General features: G+C 55.4%; 1 pseudogene. It reads right to left on the bottom strand.

Annotated features, from left to right (window positions below):
* Positions 1 to 16: 16 nt before the first annotated feature.
* Positions 17 to 500 (bottom strand): annotated as a pseudogene (locus ASC50_RS04015) (glycoside hydrolase family 2 TIM barrel-domain containing protein); the annotation flags it as partial.

The raw sequence follows: 500 nt of genomic DNA, 5'->3' as shown, positions 1-500 counted from the left end.
TGGCTTTTAGCCCTCATCGTTCGGTTTTGGGCTGTTCGGGTTTGTAGCTGCCATACTGCGGCTGGTTGATTCTGATGGAGTCCAGAGCCGGATGCGAATACGGGTCGTTAGGGTAATCGCACTCGTTGCCGATGCTCCACGCAAAGATGGATACATGCTTACGGTTGCGACGAACCATATCGGCAAGGTCTCGCTCGCCCCATTCCTCGAAGAAATCGTAGGAGCCGTCTAATCCCGGCTTTCCTTTGGTCCAGGCTTCGAGCCATTTGTACTTGGGAAATTCCCATTCGTCAAACCCTTCATCCATCACCAAAAGACCCAATTCATCGCACAGTTCGTACATATCGGGTGCCTGCGGGTTGTGCGACATACGCACGGCATTGCAGCCAAGCTCTTGCAGTGTCAGCAGGCGGCGTTTCCACACTTCGCGGGGAACAGCCGAGCCGAGCACGCCGGCATCGTGGTGGAGGCACACGCCTTTGAGTTTCATCCACTTGCCG

It is taken from the genome of Candidatus Symbiothrix dinenymphae (genome assembly GCF_001431085.1).
Note: the sequence above shows the minus strand (reverse complement) of the source record. Positions and strands in the feature narration are given on the sequence as shown.